Source organism: Paracnuella aquatica, from assembly GCF_003332885.2.
Taxonomy (GTDB): Bacteria; Bacteroidota; Bacteroidia; order Chitinophagales; family Chitinophagaceae; genus Flavisolibacter; species Flavisolibacter aquaticus.
In genome coordinates this window covers 667,386-683,932 of sequence record NZ_QOWJ01000001.1, presented here as the reverse complement: position 1 = coordinate 683,932, position 16,547 = coordinate 667,386, and the positions used below count along the sequence as shown (strand labels likewise).

The 16,547-nt window shown below is 49.4% G+C and carries 13 protein-coding genes; 6 read left to right on the top strand and 7 right to left on the bottom strand.

Features of this window, described 5'->3' with window-relative positions:
• Positions 1-16: 16 nt before the first annotated feature.
• Positions 17-904: a sugar phosphate isomerase/epimerase family protein gene (locus DRJ53_RS02970; protein WP_114234071.1), complete on the bottom strand. Its 888-nt coding sequence runs from the start codon at positions 902-904 to the stop codon at positions 17-19.
• A gap of 181 nt (positions 905-1,085) precedes the next feature.
• On the opposite strand from DRJ53_RS02970, the gene DRJ53_RS02965 reads away from it, so the two are divergent.
• On the top strand, positions 1,086-1,538 hold the full coding sequence (locus DRJ53_RS02965) for an SRPBCC family protein (protein ID WP_114234070.1): 453 nt from the start codon (positions 1,086-1,088) through the stop codon (positions 1,536-1,538).
• A 34-nt stretch (positions 1,539-1,572) separates the two neighbouring features.
• On the opposite strand, the gene DRJ53_RS02960 is transcribed toward DRJ53_RS02965, so the two are convergent.
• The 4 genes from DRJ53_RS02960 to DRJ53_RS02945 form a co-directional block, all read right to left on the bottom strand.
• On the bottom strand, positions 1,573-3,387 hold the full coding sequence (locus DRJ53_RS02960; protein ID WP_114234069.1) for an AMP-dependent synthetase/ligase: 1,815 nt from the start codon (positions 3,385-3,387) through the stop codon (positions 1,573-1,575).
• Positions 3,388-3,681: 294 nt separating this feature from the next.
• On the bottom strand, positions 3,682-5,265 hold the full coding sequence (locus DRJ53_RS02955; RefSeq protein WP_114234068.1) for a hypothetical protein: 1,584 nt from the start codon (positions 5,263-5,265) through the stop codon (positions 3,682-3,684).
• Between the two features lie 679 nt (positions 5,266-5,944).
• On the bottom strand, positions 5,945-6,868 hold the full coding sequence (locus tag DRJ53_RS02950) for an alpha/beta hydrolase (RefSeq protein WP_114234067.1): 924 nt from the start codon (positions 6,866-6,868) through the stop codon (positions 5,945-5,947).
• 159 nt (positions 6,869-7,027) lie between these two features.
• Positions 7,028-7,987: a cytochrome c gene (locus DRJ53_RS02945; protein WP_114234066.1), complete on the bottom strand. Its 960-nt coding sequence runs from the start codon at positions 7,985-7,987 to the stop codon at positions 7,028-7,030.
• Positions 7,988-8,134: 147 nt separating this feature from the next.
• Here DRJ53_RS02945 and DRJ53_RS02940 point away from each other — a divergent pair, with 147 nt between their 5' ends.
• The 3 genes from DRJ53_RS02940 (at position 8,135) to DRJ53_RS02930 (ending at position 13,739) form a co-directional block, all read left to right on the top strand.
• Positions 8,135-12,772 carry a DUF3320 domain-containing protein gene (locus DRJ53_RS02940; protein WP_114234431.1) on the top strand — a complete coding sequence of 1,546 codons (4,638 nt, stop codon included), beginning with the start codon at positions 8,135-8,137 and terminating at the stop codon, positions 12,770-12,772.
• A gap of 124 nt (positions 12,773-12,896) precedes the next feature.
• On the top strand, positions 12,897-13,139 hold the full coding sequence (locus DRJ53_RS02935) for a DUF3820 family protein (protein WP_114234065.1): 243 nt from the start codon (positions 12,897-12,899) through the stop codon (positions 13,137-13,139).
• A gap of 99 nt (positions 13,140-13,238) precedes the next feature.
• The gene (locus DRJ53_RS02930) at positions 13,239-13,739 is read left to right on the top strand and encodes an ankyrin repeat domain-containing protein (RefSeq protein WP_114234064.1); all 501 of its coding nucleotides are present in this window, start codon (positions 13,239-13,241) and stop codon (positions 13,737-13,739) included.
• A gap of 61 nt (positions 13,740-13,800) precedes the next feature.
• Here DRJ53_RS02930 and DRJ53_RS02925 read toward each other — a convergent pair whose 3' ends face one another.
• Positions 13,801-14,550, bottom strand: coding sequence for a YdcF family protein (locus tag DRJ53_RS02925; protein ID WP_206609707.1), 750 nt, complete (start codon positions 14,548-14,550; stop codon positions 13,801-13,803).
• 118 nt (positions 14,551-14,668) lie between these two features.
• Between DRJ53_RS02925 and DRJ53_RS02920 the strand changes: the two genes are divergently transcribed.
• Together DRJ53_RS02920 and DRJ53_RS02915 are read left to right on the top strand one after the other, a co-directional pair.
• A complete protein-coding gene (locus DRJ53_RS02920; RefSeq protein ID WP_114234062.1) occupies positions 14,669-15,202 on the top strand; it encodes a hypothetical protein in 534 nt (177 codons plus the stop codon).
• A gap of 79 nt (positions 15,203-15,281) precedes the next feature.
• A complete protein-coding gene (locus DRJ53_RS02915; protein ID WP_114234061.1) occupies positions 15,282-15,494 on the top strand; it encodes a hypothetical protein in 213 nt (70 codons plus the stop codon).
• Positions 15,495-15,566: 72 nt separating this feature from the next.
• Here DRJ53_RS02915 and DRJ53_RS02910 read toward each other — a convergent pair whose 3' ends face one another.
• Positions 15,567-16,490: a phosphatase PAP2 family protein gene (locus DRJ53_RS02910; protein WP_162303791.1), complete on the bottom strand. Its 924-nt coding sequence runs from the start codon at positions 16,488-16,490 to the stop codon at positions 15,567-15,569.
• Between the last annotated feature and the right edge of the window lie 57 nt (positions 16,491-16,547).

Here is a 16,547-nt window from a genome sequence, read left to right as displayed (position 1 = left end):
TGCATAGTGGCAAGTGCTACAACTTCACCGTCCGCATGTAATCAGCGTTCAATTTTACAGCATTCAACGGCGTAGTGCCGGCATAAGCTTCCTGTTCTACAATGTAATATTGCATGCCCGACTTCTCCATTTCCAACAGCATGCTTTGGTAAGGAATGCTGCCTTTACCCAATACCACCGATTCGAACTTATCGTTGCTGCCCGAGACAGCGCCGCGGTCCTTTACATGGCAGAGCGTAAAACGGTTGGGGTATTTTTTCATCCACGCCATGGGGTCCTGGCCTGCCATCACCACCCAGTAAATGTCCATTTCAAAATCAACCGTTGATGGGTTAGCCATCTGCATCATCACATCCTGCGGCAGTTGCCCTTCCACCGGGCGGAACGAATAGTCGTGGTTGTGGTAAGCAAACTTCAGCCCGCGCTGCTTGCAGATGTCGCCGCACTGGTTGAAGCGGTCGGCGGCTTTTTTATAAAAATCCAGGCTTTTATTTGCACCGAGGTAGGGGCAAATCAGGTACTTCATGCCAATGGCCGCAGCCTCATCAGCCTTTTGTTCGAAGTTGCGGTTCATGTCGCAGTGGGTAGAAACCATCGTGAGGCCAATGCCGTCGAGGTAGCTTTTCATTTCTGTGTTCTTCATGCCCCAAAAAATTCCTTGGTTCCCCTCATATCCTTCCACTTGCTTGTATCCAAAATCGGCAACCTGTTTTAGCACGCCTTTGGGATCTTTTGGAAAATCTTCGCGCAGGGTGTAGAGCTGCAGGCCAAAAGGTTTTGTGTTTGCGCCGGCGCTTCCTTTTGCAGCAGTGCAACCGGTCATTTTTGTAGCAAAAGAAGTAAGGAAAAGACCCGACCCCAAGGCAGTGGCGGTCTTTAAAAAGTTTCTACGATTGTTTTGCATTTGGCTGGGGTTGAAATTTAATATAGCGCCAATTTATGTAAAATATTTCCATGGCCGGTTATTTGTACCGCATCATGCTTCCGCGGCGCTTTTTCCTTCGTGAACTTGCGGACATCAGAATTGTTAACCCAGTGATGGCCGAAACAGCGCGGCATTTTAAACAACCTTTAAAACCTACAAAATGTACCAGGTATCGATAGAAAAGGATTTTCCGGTAACGGCAGAAGAATTGTACAAGGCATGGACCGAGCCCGAGGCACTGAAGCAATGGTGGCACCCCATGGGCAACGATCTTTTAGAAGTGGAAAATAGCCTGCAGCCCGGCGGTAAAGTGCGGTACGTGTTTGAAGCGGGCCACCAAAAAGAGCGGATCGAAATCAGCGGAAATTATGAAACGGTAGAGCCAGCCAAACAATTGGTGTACACCTGGAACTGGCACCTGCCGCAGGCCACGGTTGGTAATGGGCATTACAAACTGACCATAGGTTTTGAATCAAACGGCACTTACAGCAAACTGTCGGTGCGGCAGGATAATTTTGACTCCGAAGAGGCCATTCAGCCACACCAGGAAGGTTGGGAGTCAGCACTCAATGACCTGCACCAATTTGTATCGCAGGATAAAGCAGCACAATAAATTACAATAACTGGAAGCCTGCAGCGGCGGGATTTCAGGCCCTGCTTTCGGTGTACATCAGGTGCAACAAATGTTGGTATTTTTCCAGGATTTGTTTGCGGCGCAGCTTCAGCGTGTGGGTTAGTTCGCCGCCTTCGATGGTCCACTCTGCGGGAATAAGCTGAAACTTTTTTACCTGCTCTACCTGGTTGAATTGTTTGTTGTATTGCTGCACTTCTTTTTGAATGATCTGGTGCACCTCGTTGTCCTGCACCACGGCTTCGTTGCCCGGGTATGTTTTACCTCGGTTAGCATACCACTCCTTCAACACGTTAAAAGCAGGGACAATCAACGCCGACACAAACTTTTCGCCGGCACCGGTCACCATCAGTTGTTCGATCCAACGGCTTTGCACCATGCTGTTTTCAATAGGCTGCGGCGCCACGTATTTGCCGCCGCTGGTTTTGAACATTTCTTTTTTGCGGTCCGTTATTTTCAAAAAACGATCTTCTTCCCACACGCCAATATCGCCGGTGTGCAGCCAGCCATCCCGCACGGTCTCCGCCGTCAGTTCGGGTTGTTTGTAATAACCCAACATTACGTTTGCTCCCTTCACCAGGATTTCGCCGTCCGCAGCAAGTTTTACCGTAACGCCATCCAACACCGGCCCAACAGTGCCAAACCTGCGGCCCGATTTGTGGTACCGATTACCGCTGATTACCGGCGAAGCTTCCGTCATGCCGTAGCCTTCCATAATGTTGATACCGGCTGCCGCAAAAATGCGTAAGAGTTTTACCTGGCAGGCAGCTGCACCAGTAATGATGGCCCGAACACGACCACCCAACGCAGCCCGCCATTTTGCAAAAACCAGTTTGTTAGCAAGGGCCAGTTGCATCTCGTACCAGGGCCCGAGCCGCCGGTTGATTTCGTATGCCGATGCCAGACGCAGCGACCAGTCGAACAATGCCTTTTTTACACCGGTCAACTCTGCACCTTTTGCCTGGATTTTTTCATACACTTTTTCCAGCAGGCGTGGTACTGTTGTAAAAATTACCGGTTGTACGTCCTGCAGATCCTCAGCAATAGTGGCGGTGCTTTGTGCGTAGTAAATGGAAACGCCGGTGTAGAAATATAGATAAGTGGCTGTTTTTTCAAATGCATGATTGAGCGGTAAAAAACTCAATGCCTTGTCGCCCCTGATGCCGATTTCCTTGAACAGGGGGTAGCAACTCATGATGTTGCTGATCACATTTCGGTGCGATAGCATGACGCCTTTAGGCACACCGGTTGTGCCGGATGTATAAATAATGGTGGCTAAATCCTCTGGTGTGATGGAGGCTTTCAACTGGGCCAAAGTTTGTTGTGGCACTTCGTCAGCAGGCACCAACAGATCTTCCCAATGCAGTTCGCCCGCTATTTTTTCAAAAGTATAGATGCTTTGCAAGTGGTTTAACTGCGGTAAAATGGGCTCAGCTTTTTCCAACAGTTGCGCATCGTTTACCACCAGCATTTTTACCTGTGCATGTTCCAGAATATACTGCAACTCACTTGGATGCACAGTAGGATAGAGCGGCACCAGCACAGCACCGATCTGCTGCACTGCCAGATCGAGTAAAACCCATTCCGGCCGATTCTTACTAATCAGGGCCACTTTGTCGCGGCCTTCCCAGGTGCCGTCGCCGCCCGAAATGCCTGCTTCCAAAAGCCCGGCAGCCAAACGCTCTGATAGCTGCTTTACCTCGGCGGTGCTGTACCGGCGCCATTCGCCGGCCTCTTTTGCCGCCATCATATCAGGCAACGGAAATTGCTGCAACTGATAATCCACCAGGTCAAACAGTCGTTGCGGCATATTTGGAGTCAGTGTATTCATAAGTAGTACAAGGCGAAGTTAGCCCGAAAAAGGGTGCCCGTTGTCGGGCGGCAAAACTCGGGTATTACCGTTAAAAAAAAGGCGGCAAAAATGCCGCCTTTCCAGGCAGTTACAAAAGCGTAAGAAACTGTAACTGCCGTGGCATCACCCAATAAAAAGCGTCTCGAAAATGAAAAGTGTAATCAGGGTGTGCCTTCATGTTAGCAACAACCAATGTGCCACTTTTTGGAAAATGGGCAACGAAAAATTATAAATACAAGTTTCTTAAAGATACAGTCATCGCGTTACTACGGCTTAAGCTCTTTTCGGCAAAGCCGCCGGGATGGCCGGTTTGCTGCGTTTGCTGCTCAGGTATTTTTGCCGGATGATTTCGCTCATCGGTTTTTGGTGCACCTTGCTTTCCACCCACGATATCACGTCGAGGTACGCAAACGACCGCGTTTCGTAGCGATTTTTTTCCAGGTGTTTGATGCTTTGCAAAAACGCTTCCAGCGCCGGTTTCAGCTTGTGCCGCGACAAATGGAACGATGCCCGCAGGAACCGGAACATTTCTTCTTCCACTACCGTCAGGTTTTTCATTTTGGCCATAAACCGGTACACCGATTTGGTGAGCGATTCCATCAACTCAAAATTGCCCAGCTCGTAGTGTGCCAGCAGGTGCATTAGGCGAGCATAACATTGCAGGTCGGTGCGCAGGTCCACATGGTCGTTGATGATGCGCTGCAGGTAATCGATGGACGTTGCAAAATCGCCGGAGCCAAAATACAACGTGGCAATTTTGTAATTGAACACCATGATGCGGTGCATATCGAGGAACAGGCGGAACTCGGAAATTTTTTCTTCCAGATGCGGCACCAGCGCAAGGCCTTCTTTGAAGGTGCCCAACATAAAATGCTGGTTGATTTTTGCCTGTTGCAGGTAGATAAAAGTTTGCACCCGGAAGTTATCATGGTGCTGCACCAGCGGCTTCTGGCTGAAGCTTTCAAAATGCTGCAGCGTTTCCTCAAACTTCTGGTAGTTGCGCAAATCGAAATGTGCATTCAGCAGGTTGTGCAGGCCTTTGATGTAGTGGCCCGTTTCCACCTGGATCATCCAAGAATGGGTTTCAAAAAGGTCGACCCATTTTTGCGTGTAGCGGTAATACATCAAAAAATCCTGGCGGATAAATGCATACCAGCAATAGCTTTGGCAGAGGTACAAACGTTCGTAAAAACCTACCTGCTTGTGCGCATTGCGCGGCAGGGTAGAACGGAAAAACACCCGTACATCTTTTTCATCGTCCTCATTGCGCACATGCCCATTTTTTACATACCAACTGTACAACTGCAATGCGAGGTTGGACAACTGCGTGATCATCCAGCGGCGTTCGTGCACGCCAGTTGATTCGGCCGCCAACAAATCTGCTTTGTGCTGAATGCTGCGCGTGATATGCAATGTTTCGATCTTTTTTTCCAGCGAAATAACCTGCATCAAAATAGAATCCTGGTAATACTGGTGGGCCTGCTCTTTTACACGGTCCAAAATCTTCAGGCTTTGCAGGTACAGGCCTTTGTAATACAGGATGCGGGCATATTCGAGCTGTTCGTTTAGTTCGAAGTCGATGTTCTCAGTGCGCTTTAGCAGGCGCAGCGAAGCCAGCACTTGTTTGTACAGGTGCGTTTTTAAATTAGACAGTTGCGGCTTTTCGGTTCCGGGTAGCTTTTTGAGCAACAACTTTTCGTCGTACTCACTCATTTTATCCAGCGCATCGAAGAGTTGGATGATTTTTAAGTCTTCTTTAGCCGAACTTCTTTTAATATATAATTTGAAATGGCGCTTTTCAGACTTTTCCAGAGAGTGGATCAGTTGAAATAACGTATCGGAAAATCTATTGGCCATAATGGAGAAATACTCTTAAAACCCTTTACTGACAATACTTTTGGCGAACACCACTGGTTTTAGAGATAATTTTAAGCAAATTTATTTGATTCCGTGCACGAATGTGCATGTGCTATTTTTGTTTTAACAGACCGGAACAAAACATACGGCAGCAATCGGAAGTCAGCAAAATGGTAAGAATCGTTAGCCGCCCTGGTCGAAATCGCTGCTAAAGGCAGCAGAGAAAAAGATTATTCGAACTCTTTCATATGGCAAGCAATCGTTAGTCGCCCGCTGTTTCCACAGTGGGCTTTTTCTTTCTGTGGGCTGTGAAGGTAGGGCCTGGTGCGATAACCGCGTAAAAAATTTATAAACAGCCTATTTCGGGTGTGGACAACTCAAAAAACAAGCGCAAGACCTGCGCTGCGCAAACCAATACATTTTCCGGCTTGTGTGTGGCCGTTTCCAGCCATCGCTTTTGGCAGTATTGGTTTACATTTGCGCCAGCTATAACAGACAGGAATTGCAACAGACAGGTGTATTTCGAATGATGATTATTTTAGGTCCCGTTTGAATTCAATCCTTATGCATTGATCTGGTCCCTCCATCCTGCAAGTGCAGATAAGAAAACAAAGATTTATACTGTCCGATACGTGTAACAGAAAACGTTCCCCCTGCAAGCCAGGGGGTTTTTTTTGCGTTAGTTTTTATTCAGTCCCAAAAATTCAATCATCCATTGGTGCACCAGGTCCATCCATTTTACGTCGCTTTTCGGATTGTCCATACCGTAGCCATGTCCACCTGTTTCGTATAAATATACGCGGTGCGGCAGCCCGATCTTTTTCATTGCAGCGGCAAAAAGGAGCGTGTTCTCCACTTTCACGGGATCGTCTTTTGCATGCACCAAAAATGTAGGTGGCGTTTGTGCGTTTACCTGCACATCGTTGCTGAAGTTGCGGATCTGTGCCGGCGTTGGATTTTTTCCAAGCAACTGTTGCCGCGAACCCGAATGACCCACCGAATCGGCAAACGAAATCACCGGATACACAAGGATCATAAAGTCGGGGCGCAAGCTGGTGTGCTTTGGATTTTGGATGTGCGTTTCGTGAAAATGCGTACCTGCCGTGCCTGCCAGGTGCCCACCGGCCGAAAAGCCCATGATGCCGATGAGACCGGGGTTTATGCCCCATTTGTCCGCACCTTCACGCACCAATTGTATGGCTCGTTGCGCATCTTGCAAAGGGCCAATCTCCGGCTGCACCATGGTTTGCGGGCTGGGCAGGCGATACTTCAACACAAAAGCAGTCACGCCCATTTCATTAAATTTTTTGGCCACATCGGCGCCTTCGTGGCCTGCCGCCAAAATGGAATAGCCGCCGCCGGGGCAAATGATCACCGCAGCGCCATTGCGTTTTTCTTTTGCAGGCAAATAAGCCGTAAGTGTAGGCCTGCTTACTTTAGAAATGATCAACCGGTTGGATGAATTGATCTCGGATGTTTCTTCGTTGGGGCCAGGCTTGGAATTGGGTATGCCACCCTCATACAGAGGCATGGTTGTCTGGGCACTAACGGTCATGGGTAAGGTAAAAATGATTGAAAGAAAAAGACAAGCGATCCTGGGCATGCGGGGTGATTTACTACTAAAATACACCGTTGGCTGGCAAACACGACGCCGTAGTGCCCTATATTTTCATTGCCAAGTAATTGGACCTTCCCGCCACGCTAGTCATTTCCCATCGTTTTATTAAAAAACCCGCATCTAAAAAATGCGGGTTTCCGTTTTCTATTTATGCGAAGTCAATTGCGGCGTTGGCGCTCCACCTGCCCTTACTGATTTCAGGTAATTGTAAATCGCCTTCAAATCATCGTCGCTCATATTTGCAAAGGCTGTCCACGGCATATGGCTTTCTTCGTAAGCCTTGCCCATCCGGAACCGTTTGATAAAATCTTCTTGCTTCCATGCCCGGATGCGGCTGGCAGGGTCGCCGCTGATATTGGGCGGCGTAAGGTGCACCATTTTCGGGTCTTCGGCGCCGTTGCCACCGGCCAGCGGTTCGCCAATATATTCGCCCATACCGCCCCGCACCGTATGGCAGCCATTACAATTGGCTACGTTCATCACCAGGTATTTGCCATAAGCCGCGGACGTATCCCTTTCCACTTTTTGCGGCACCGGGCCCGATGGTCCTACCGGCTTGATCATAAATGCCATAATGGCTCGGCCAACGATATTTAAATTGTTTTCCGGCACCTTGTTGCGCACCGGATTTTGTGCCCGAAGGTACGAAATTACCGCGGTCAAATCCTCGTCGCTCATATCGTGAAAAGGCATGAAATCCAGCACAGGCCGGCCGTTGGCGTGCACGCCATAACGCAGTACCCTGGCCAGTTCTGCATCGGTACGTTTGCCAATGCCAGTTTCATTATCAGGCGTAATGTTACGGGCATAAATATTTCCAAACGGCAGCTCAAAAGCGTAGCCCCCATGCAGCGGCACATTTAATCCTCCCTTCAACAGCGAGTCGGCATTTTTAGGTCCATGACAGTTGACACAATGCGCCGGGCCGGTTACCAGTTGGCGGCCCCGTTCAATAAGAACGCTGTCGGTAGATGCTTTAATATTGGGATAAGGCGCATCAAATTTTTTGCGCAGCTGCACTTCCATGGCAACGAGCAATATTGCAAACAGGGAAACGATAACGATCCCGGTCCATTTGAGCACTTTCAAGGTTTTGCGTAGCATGATTTTTATTTTTTGGTTGCTGCGCCAAACTTACCAGCCGGCCGATTTGGGAAGAAGCTGTAATTGCACGAACTGTATTTTTTGTTGCATGACCTGTTGCCGGCGCCGGCCACGCTTATCTTCTGTAAAACCTGTAAATTGGCCCCGATGCAATTGATTATTCGTTCCCGCCTTCAGGCTGCCCGTAAAGAACTGCTCGACCTGGGCCTGCGCAACCCCTTGATCAATTACCGGAGGCTGCAATCGCGTGGCGTGCAGGTGGTGGCCGAACGAAGCGCCGATGTGTTTCAGCTGTTGGTGCAGGATGAAAAAGCGCTGTTTTTTCTTCCGTTGAAAGAAGGCACCTTGGTAAATGAATTGTCCAGCAACAGCGCAACATTTACCGATAACAAATTGCAAACCGGTGAACCGGAAGCACTACTACAAAAGCGTTTGTTGCAAACATATTATGCGGCCCGCACTGCAATTGAAGAACAAGGCGTAAACATCTTGTACCTCGCACTGGGCATGATCCATTGGAAGGAGTCGGAGCGAAGCAGTGAGGTGCGGCGGGCGCCGGCGCTGTTGGTGCCGGTTGCGTTGGAACGAACTACAGCACGGGAACGGTTTTCGTTGCGTTATACACTTGAAGATATCGGCAGCAACCTGTCGATGGAAGCCAAGGTGAAGGCGGAGTACGGCGTGCAGTTGCAGCAATTGCCCGAAGAAGAGGATTGGACCATCGACACCTATTTTTCATCGTTGGAAGCAGCGTTGGAATCACTGCCAGGATGGAAGCTGGAGTGGGATGAAATTGAACTGGGTTTTTTTTCCTTTGGCAAGTTCATGATCTACCATGATCTTGACGAAGAGCACTGGCCGGAAGGCAAAAATCCTGTGAGTCATTCGTTGTTGCAAAGCCTGTTGCACGATGGCTTTAACGATGGTGCACCCACCTTTTCTGAAAACGATTTTATCGATAATGTAGCACCAGCACAGGAGTTGTTCCAGGTGGTGGATGCCGATAGCTCGCAGGTGCTGGCCATGCTGGCCGTGCACGAAGGAAAAAACTTGGTGATACAGGGTCCGCCGGGCACCGGAAAATCGCAAACCATTACCAACATTATAGCCCATGCCATTGGTCAGGGAAAAAGGGTGCTTTTTGTGGCTGAAAAATTAGCCGCACTGGAAGTGGTAAAGCGCCGCCTGGATGCGTTGCACCTCGGCGAAGCTTGCCTCGAACTGCATAGCCATAAGGCCAACAAAAAAACATTGCATGCGGAAATGCGCCGCGTGTTGGAACTGGGCAAACCGGCCGTGCAACACCTGCAACAACAGGTGAGCCTGCTCACTTCGATGCGGGCAGAGCTGAATGAATATTGCGCTGCGGTTAATAAAGAATTTCAAAACAGTGGCTTGTCCACCCACGATGTCTCTGGCTTGCTCCTGCGATTGGGCGAACAAACGGGCGGCGTTGCTTTGCCACGCATCGCCATGCACGACTGGCAGGGTTGGAATAACGTCAGGGCGCAGGAGGCGACAGCAGTAGCTGCCGCCATTGAGGCCCGCATCAGGGAGTTGGGCATGCCTTCGGCAAATCCATTTTGGGGCACAAACCTGCGGGTAATGTTGCCGCAACAACAGGATTCGTTATCGGAGGCAATAGGTGCAGCAATGGAGCAGAATCGCAAGTTTACCAACCTGCTCCGTTCAGTTTCGGAAACATTGGGGCTGCAGCCGCCAGCCAATAGGGAAGAAGCACACAAACTGGCAAATGCGTTGGAACTGCTATCGCAAAATCCTGGTGTCGCCGGCTTAGCTGTTGCAGACAGTTCATGGATACAGCAGGCGCCTGCAATTTCGAACTGGATTGTAGCAGGAAGCCGATACGAGGCTTTGCAAAAGCAATATGCCGGTACATTTTTATCGATTGCATGGACACAGGATGTGTTACCTATCCGGGAAGAAATTTTGGCACACGGCGACCAGTTTTTTCGCTTTTTGAACAGCGATTACAAAGCTGCAGTTAAACGTTTGCAAAGCCTGATGCAAACACCACTACCGAAAGATAAAAGCAGCCGTTTGCAGTTGGTTGATGCCATTATTGAAGCGCAAGGTCTATTGCCACAAGTGCAGCAACCGAAATTTGATGCGGCAAATTTGTATGGCAAAACCTGGCAAGGTGCCGAAAGCGATTGGAACCAACTGCAACAGCAGTTTCGATTTTTACAGGAGGCGCACCAACAACATGCTGCAGGTAAATTGCCAGCTGATTTTTTTGATGTCTTCACAAAAGAAATAGGTATTGAAAAATGCGCTGTAATGCACCAACAACTGTTGCAGGAAATAAATGGGCATGGCCGCACCATTCATTCTGTTGCGGAAAAACTGGCACTGGAAGAAAGCACCCTATTTGGTGGTCAAACATTTTTAGCGCAGCCATTTAAAAAACAACTGGAACGCCTACAACATTGGCTGGCGCATCTGCCGCAAATACATGGCGCTGTATCGTGGAACAACCTTGCAGATGACGCAAATAGCAAAGGCCTGAACGCATTGATTGGCGCAGCTACACATTGGGAAGGAGCGGGTAGGTTTTTGAAATTGGCGTTACAAAAATCCTGGTGGGAATACCTTTTGGAGCAGGCAATGCAAAGTGAGCCTGCATTACGCAGATTTGAACGCAACCGGCATGAAGAACTGATTTTACATTTTGGCAAACTCGATGTGTTGAACCTGCAATTGAACCGCGCCAAAGCCGCATTGGCACATTGGGAAGGAATGCCGGAGGCCGAAGGCGGTGGACAAATGCAGGTACTGCGCACCGAGTTTAATAAAAAAAGCCGGCACAAACCCATCCGAAAATTGATGGGCGATGCGGGGCTGGCTATCCAGGCCATCAAGCCGGTATTTATGATGAGCCCGCTTTCAATTGCCAACTTTTTACCGGCCGGTGCGCTTGATTTTGACCTGGTGATTTTTGACGAAGCGAGCCAGGTGCGACCCGTTGATGCGCTTGGCGCCATCATACGCGGTAAGCAGTTGGTAGTGGTGGGCGACAGCAAACAATTGCCACCTACATCTTTCTTTGATGCGCTGACCGGTGAGCCCGATGAGGACAGCGACAGTATTACTGCGGACATGCAAAGCATACTCGGCCTGTGCGATGCGCAAGGCGCTCCGCAACGTATGCTGCGTTGGCACTACCGTAGCCGGCACCAGTCGCTGATACAGGTTTCCAACCACGAGTTTTATGAGAATAAACTGGTAGTATTTCCAGCCGCTGGTCAAAAGCAGCAGGCAGGTTTGTCATTCCATCATTTGCCTAATAGTGCTTATATGCGGGGTACTACCCGCACCAACCCGGAGGAAGCGAAAAAAGTAGTGCTTGCTATTTTAGACCATGCACGGCAGCATCCAAAACTATCGTTGGGCGTGGCTGCATTTAGCACGGCACAGCAACAAGCAATACAAGATGAACTGGAGATTCAACGCAAACAGCATCCGGAGGTAGAACCATTTTTTAGGAGCCATAAAGAGGAACCTTTTTTTATCAAGAACCTCGAAAATGTACAGGGCGATGAACGGGACGTGATCTTTATTTCGATTGGTTATGGCCGCGATGAATCGGGCGATTTTTCGATGTCGTTTGGGCCACTGAACGCCGATGGTGGTGAACGGCGATTGAATGTACTAATTACCCGTGCCCGCTTGCGCTGCGCTGTTTTTTCCAACCTTACTGCCGCTGATATCGATTTGAACCGGACGCAAAGTGCAGGCATTGCCGCACTCAAACGGTTCCTGCATTTTGCGCAGCATGGGCGAATGGATTTGCCTGCAGTATCGGGCCTGCCGGCACAAAGCCCATTTGAAGAAGCCGTTGCTGATCGACTGTTACAGCTTGGCTACAAGGTGCACCGGCAGGTTGGCTCCAAGGGTTTTTACATTGACCTCGCAATTGAAGACCCTGAACATTCAGGCCGTTATTTGCTGGGCATTGTATGCGATGGCGCTTCGTACCATTCCGCACGGTCGGCCCGCGACCGCGACCGCTTGAGACAGCAAGTGCTGGAAGCGATGGGCTGGCGCATGCACCGCATCTGGAGCACGGATTGGTTTCGTAACCCGGAGCAGGAATTGCGGCGTGTGGTCAATGCTATTGAACAATCGTGGAAGCAACAGTTAGATGTGCCCGAAGAAGATGATTTGCCAGCCACCGATACCAGCCTGGTGCGTGAAGAAGTGATTGAAGAAAAGAACCAGCTGGAGCCGTACGAAGTAGCAAAGCTGCCAACTGAAATCGCATCGAAAGAAGTGCACCTGCACCCGGTGGGTAAAATGTCGCGGTGGGTGGAAATGGTGGTGGCAACCGAAAGCCCGGTGCATGAAGAAGAAATTGTACGGCGCATGGTGGAAGCGGCCGGTGTAACCCGCATCGGGCCCCGAATTCGCGACCATATCCGGCTGGCGATCCGGTTTACGGAAGGCAGCGGACGCATCGAACGGAAGGAATCATTTTTGTGGTATGCGGGCCATGCTGCGCCGCCGCTGCGCAACCGCTCTGCGCTTTCGGCAGCTTCGAAAAAATTTAAATACATCGCACCGGAAGAAATTGCCGGCGTGTTGTTGAAAGTGGTTGGCGATGCAGTAGCAATTGATCCGGAAGCGGCGTTTCCGCTGGTGGCAAAAGCATTGGGCTTTTCGAGAGTGACTGAAGAAATGCGCCAGGATATTTTGAAGGTCATTCCTTCGTTGGTGCAGGCTGATATCTTAACACAGGAAGGTGCGGTGATCACATTAAAGTAGTGTCGCTAATCTTATCGTCGGCAGGCGGGTTGTTTTAAGATAAAGCGTATCAAAACAGCAATTTATTTTCAGCCGAAGTGCGCTTACCTTGCACACTTTGATAGTCGCTGTTCTAAATTAAAATATGTTCCAACTCAACAACCCGGATCCGCAGATATTGGTGGCGCTTGTGAAAATGAAAATGCCGTTTGGCAAATACAAAGACACGGTATTGTGCGATCTGCCTGTGTCGTACCTCGAATGGTTTGGCAAAAAAGGTTTTCCGGCCGGTAAGTTGGGCATGTTGCTGCAAACTTTGTTGGAAATAAAAATGAACGGTTTAGGTGAATTATTAGTAACGATCAAGAAAATGGAATCAGGTAAATAAAACTTCCTTCTTCAACCATTTTCAATGCTTCGTTGTTGAAGCACCGGAACGCTGGATCATCAATTGCAATAAGTTCAAACCACCCTTAAATTCTTTTATATGCAACAAGAAGCCGATGCTGTTTCCCTATTTGAGGCCTGCCGCCGCAACGATACCGAAGCTGTAGCACAGATCGTCGATGCCGAACCGCAATTAATGTCTTACCAGGATGTAAAAGGTTTCTCGCCGGTGCTTATCGCCGTATATAATGGCGCTGAAGAAGCAGCGCAATTGCTGTTGCAGAAAGGCGCACCTGCCGACCTGCCCGATGCCTCCGGCAACACTGCACTCATGGGCGCTTCGTTCAAAGGTTATCGCAACCTGGTGACTGCACTATTGGCTGCGGGTGTAGATGTAAACCAGCGCAATACACAAGGCGCAACCGCATTGACCTTTGCCGCAACATTTGGTAAAATGGATATTGCCGAAGACCTGCTCGAACAGGGCGCCGCATGGGATATTCCAGACAGCCGCGGCAAAACGCCCATTGACCACGCAGTGATGCAGGAAAACGAACCAATGGTGCGCCTGCTTGAAAAATATGAGCAACGTGGTCGGTAGACTAGACCGATAATAATGTTGTTCAATACAGTTTTTCCAAAAACCTTCATACACCCAAGACCTACAAATAGCCCATTACATCGTACACCACGTATCCTAGTATTTCACGCAGCAAGCGTTGCCAATGATACAATGCACCTTCATAAGGCATGAAGTTATCGGGTGTGAATCTGCGGCGGGAGGTATAAAAATCGGTTGCAAATGGGTCGGCATCAATCCCGGCTTGTTTGAAACAACCAACCGACCGTTTCATATGAAATGCTGATGTAACGAGCAGCAGCTTTTTCAGCTGCGGTTGCTGCTGCAACAGTTGTGCAGTAAACTGCGCATTTTCATACGTGTTGCGGCTTTTTTCTTCCGTCAAAATCAGGTGCGCCGGCACACCGGCATTCTGTAACAGCTGTTTTATCTCCGCGGCTTCAGAAGAGTAAGTTTGCACCAGTGATCCCGAGCCACCGGTAATAACAAAACTGCGCACCTTGCCCATGCGGTACAGTTGCAACGGATGCAGCACCCGGTCGGCACCGCGGGTAATATACATGCGGTCGTGCGGCAGTTTTTCCTGGTCCGAAATTCCGGACAAAATAATGGCCGCATCGTATTGCCCAACCTGTGCCATCGGCGTTGGCGGCTGTTCCCACAACAACATCGCCTCGTTTGAAAGGAACGGGTTGGTGAAAAAAAGCACCAATCCCAATGCAATAACCAACGACCTTTTTTTCCGTGTTGGATTTTTTGCAAACACCGCTATAGCCAGCGCCACCACAATCCATACAATTGGCGTGACTAAATAGTACAAAACCTTAGACAAAACGAAAAACATGCGTGCAAAGAAATAGGAAGGCGTACAATAATCTTTAATTTATTACCCACGTTGGATAAATGGCAGCCTGTTTGCACTTTTTCATACGAACATAAAAATGAAGGTTATGAAAATAGTGTGGTTATCGATATGCATTTTTAGTTTGGCTACCCCGGCATTTGCCCAGAAAAAAAGCACCGGGAAAACAACGCCTTTACCGAAAAAAGAAACAGCGCGGCCCTCAATTCCGGCAACAACTTCACCCGTCATTTCCCTAACCGAGCGGGGAAACTATGCTGCAAAATCGCCGGCGGCTCCCGGCCAACTTTCAATTGCCGATCCGGTAATTCGGGCGTTTAACCAGCGAAGCAATGGCGCCAATATAAGGCTGAGCGGCTCTGGCGTGCTGGGTGCTCCACGCGGCACATACGGTTTTGCAAACGGACAAATCTCTCTTCGCTCTACCGATGCGCCTTCTATTGGCGGCATCACCGGTAGCGGTTCGGTGGGTACGGGCACTAGTGCCGGCAGCGTAGGCATGGGCGGAATGGTACCGCATGTCAACGGCAAAAACGTGTATGCCGGCCCGGCACTTTGGGGTTCGGCCCGCAACCTGCAATTGTCCGATTCGGTATTGCGGAGGCGGCCCGGCAACCAGTAATTTTTCAATTAAATTATTTAGAACATGCCTGCCGATAGCGAGGCATGTTTTTTTTGTCTGTTACTGCCAAACGAAAATTATGGAAGAGCAAAAAAATAAGCACCAAACCGGACAGAACGGCGGCATTGGCCGCACCCATAACCAAGGAACTCCGGAAAATGTAGGCGCACAAAAGGGCAGTGACAAAGCCGATATCAGCAGCATGGACCAGCAGGAGGGCAGCATGCACCACGGCGAAACCGGCGGCAGCGGCCACCTGGATCCAAAGCGGGAAGAAAATAAAAAAGAATAATAAACTTGTAATAAGGCACAAAAAAAAGCTGGCATGTCGCCAGCTTTTTTTATTGATATACAAGTGTCTTCTTTATTGCAATTTGTAAGTAAAAGCCAAGCCATGCGAACGACCGGTAAATGGCATCAGGCTCATATTTTCGTTTTTAAACAATTTGTTTTTGTGCCAATGCGGAATCAAGATACCGGACAACACACCTACTGCAGTACCTAAAACAATGTCGGACGGAAAATGGCGACCGCCGCGATGACGCAGGTAAGCGGTAGTGGCAGTGGCCAAACCGGCACCAGTAAACATCCATTTGTTCCATTTAGAGCCTGGATGGTAATCGGCGTACACTTTTGCTGTAAAAAATGTAGCAGTGCCTACTAGCGCCGCGTGGCCTGCAAAGAAGGAGTTTTTAGCGTTGCCTTCCCGCGCATCACCTTCCGATACACCGCCGGTAGCATATTGATAAACATAAGGACGATAGCGGTCTACAAAAGTGGTAGCGCCAGTATACAGCGTACCCGTTACAGACATTGCCTGTAAGTACAGCAAGGTAATTTTGCCGAAGTCGCGCCTGATTTCCTTATCGGCTAATAGCAAAAACGGCAAGGGCATCGAGCCGTAGAACAAGAGGTCGCTGGTCTTGGCAGCGTCCTCATTATAATATTTAGTGGCCCACCGGTCAAAACGGGGCAGGTCGTTCCGGTTCACCCGCTGAATTTCTGCCAACGGCGTCGTTTCCTTGTCATAAGCCTGGGTAAAACCGTACAGCGTCCAGGCAGTAAGGGCCGCAGTCAGCGGAATGTCGAGCTTTGCTTTGATCTTGTACACTTCGCCTTCACGGGCCTGGTTGGCGGACTGGGATTCGTATACCGTAACTGCCGTGTCTTGCACCGCAACTGTGGTGGTCATCGAATCCTGCCGCATTTCGGTTTGGGTAGTGTCTTGTGCCAGGGCTGTCGTTACTGCACAGCATAAAACTGTGATCGTCGTTACACACTTTTTCATACTGGTGTTATTCATTTTAAATACCGCTAAAAAAAATTATGCCGCATGGTTGAGGTT